Raw genomic sequence first — 1961 nt, 5'->3', positions numbered from 1 at the left:
CCAATGCCCTACGAAACGCTGCTCGTCAAAGCGGATGGTTCGACCAGCGTGTTTGCCCGTCACTGAATTCCGATACCTCTCCTGAAGGAAATTTCCATGAAAGCCTCGTTCATCACCCTTGCTGCAGTTTTCGTTGCCGCATTCTCCGCGCCGGCGTTAGCTGACAACGAATACCCCGGCCCTGCTGAAACCCATGCCGGGCATGGCGCAGCCTCGTCGCAAATGACCGATGGCCTGGTGAAGAAGGTGGACAAGTCCGCCGGCAAGCTCACCCTGTCCCATGGCCCGCTGCCCAACGGCATGCCGGCGATGACCATGGTGTTCCGCGTCAAGGATGCGGCCTGGCTGGATCAGGTGAAGGCCGGTGACAAGGTCCGCTTTATGGCTGATCAGATCAACGGTGCGATGACCGTGGTGCATCTGGAGCGCAACTGAGTTGTTCGTGTTGCCATGCATCGGGTCGACATATCGATTCTCAATCATGAGCAACTGACCGGGTTGCTCATGATTAGTGGCGCCGCCGGGCTTTTGCTGGGCGTGCTGTGGTTCTGGCTTCTCAGGAAGCGGCCCGACCCGGAGTCGAAGAGAATCGCCAAGGCGCCGTCGCGTGAGCGCAAGGGGCGACGTAAGACGTGACGGCTTTCTGGTGAAGTGGCTTCACTTGCCAGAGTCCGACAATATTCAGGGAGTCATCAATGAAGATGCGTACGAAACCGCGCGCAATTTGGTTGTACGCCGTGCTGCTGGGGGCATTCAGTCTGGTTGCGCATGCCCAGGACGTCCCGCTTGGTGCCAACGTCGAGTCGCTGCTGGACTTCGCCCGCAGCCGCAATACCCGCATGGGTGACCAGAGCCCCACCCTGGCGCCGGCCCGGGTCGGCAGCACGCGTTACCTGTTGATGCAGGACGTGCCGTGGCTCGGCAAGCGGGATCTCAAGCGGGAGATCGCCGAACTCGACGCGCGTGGCGCCGACGGACGCGCCAGCGGCACTTGGGCGGAGCTCGCCGCCCGCATCAAGACCGCTTACTCGCAGCTCCAGTACGTCCATCGCAACGAGCAATTGACCCGCGAAATCCTCGACCTGATGACGCGCCTGGAGAAGATCGCCCAGGTGCGCTACGCCGGAGGGCTCGCCGCCCAGCAGGACGTGATTCGGGCGCAGGTGGAGCAGACCGGCATGAAGAGCGAGCTGGTCGCCCTGGAGAACGAACGCCGGCAGCTCCAGGCAAGGCTGAATGCCCTCCTTGCAAGGCCCAGCGCTTCCCCGCTTGCCGCGCCAGAACGCCTGAGAACGCTGCCGGCCCCGGCCCAGCTCGACCCGGTGGCCCTTGAGGCGCGTGTGCGCACAAAGAACCCGCAGCTCTTTGCCGAAGAGGCCCGTATCCGTTCGGCCGAGAAGAATCGCGAACTGACTTACAAGAACCGCTACCCGGACTTCACGCTGGGTGTCTCGCCGATCCAGTACCAGGGTTCCGTGAAGGAATGGGAACTGATGGTCGAACTGAACCTGCCCCTGCAGCAGGGTTCCCGCCGGGCCCAGGAGCGCGAGTCGGAAGCCATGCTGTCGGCCGCGCAAGCCCGTCGCGACGCGACCGCCAATCAGGTCTTGGGCGAACTGGCTGAGAACCTGTCCGGCTTCGATGCTGCGCGGCGAACCGAAGCCCTTGCCGCAACCAGCCTGTTGCCGCAGTCCGAACTGACTTTCAAGGCCGCGCTGGCCGGTTACGAAACCGGCAAGGTGGATTTTGCGACGCTGCTCGACGCCCAGCGGCAGATTCGCCAGGCCCGGCAGGGCCGCATCAAGGCCCAGGCGGAAGCCCAGCTACGTCTTGCAGAAATCGAACGAATCCTCGGAGAAGATCTATGAAAACAGGCGCAGGTATTGTGATCGGCCTCTCGGTCGCCCTGGCTGCCGGTGGTGGCTACTGGCTGGGCCAGCGGCCGGTGGCCGGCCACCCGG

The 1961-nt window shown here is 63.4% G+C and carries 3 protein-coding genes; all 3 read left to right on the top strand.

The features are described 5' to 3' along the window. Nucleotides 1-96: 96 nt before the first annotated feature. From HHL15_RS26120 to HHL15_RS26110, 3 genes are read left to right on the top strand one after another with little or no spacing between them, the layout of a single operon-like run. Nucleotides 97-435, top strand: a complete 339-nt coding sequence (locus tag HHL15_RS26120; RefSeq protein ID WP_169148690.1) for a copper-binding protein — start codon at nucleotides 97-99, stop codon at nucleotides 433-435. A 15-nt stretch (nucleotides 436-450) separates the two neighbouring features. Then, nucleotides 451-636 (top strand): hypothetical protein, encoded by a 186-nt coding sequence (locus HHL15_RS26115; RefSeq protein WP_169148689.1) that lies wholly within the window; start codon nucleotides 451-453, stop codon nucleotides 634-636. 59 nt (nucleotides 637-695) lie between these two features. Next, nucleotides 696-1868, top strand: a complete 1173-nt coding sequence (locus HHL15_RS26110; protein ID WP_169148688.1) for a TolC family protein — start codon at nucleotides 696-698, stop codon at nucleotides 1866-1868. Nucleotides 1869-1961: the final 93 nt, after the last annotated feature.

It is taken from the genome of Zoogloea dura, assembly GCF_012927165.1.
GTDB classification, from domain to species: domain Bacteria; phylum Pseudomonadota; class Gammaproteobacteria; order Burkholderiales; family Rhodocyclaceae; genus Zoogloea; species Zoogloea dura.
Note: the sequence above shows the minus strand (reverse complement) of the source record. Positions and strands in the feature narration are given on the sequence as shown.

Coding starts and splice junctions, on each gene's coding strand:
- HHL15_RS26120 (WP_169148690.1), top strand. CDS start 97: ATGAAAGCCTCGTTCATCACCCTTGCTGCAGTTTTCGTTGCCGCATTC.
- HHL15_RS26115 (WP_169148689.1), top strand. CDS start 451: ATGCATCGGGTCGACATATCGATTCTCAATCATGAGCAACTGACCGGG.
- HHL15_RS26110 (WP_169148688.1), top strand. CDS start 696: ATGAAGATGCGTACGAAACCGCGCGCAATTTGGTTGTACGCCGTGCTG.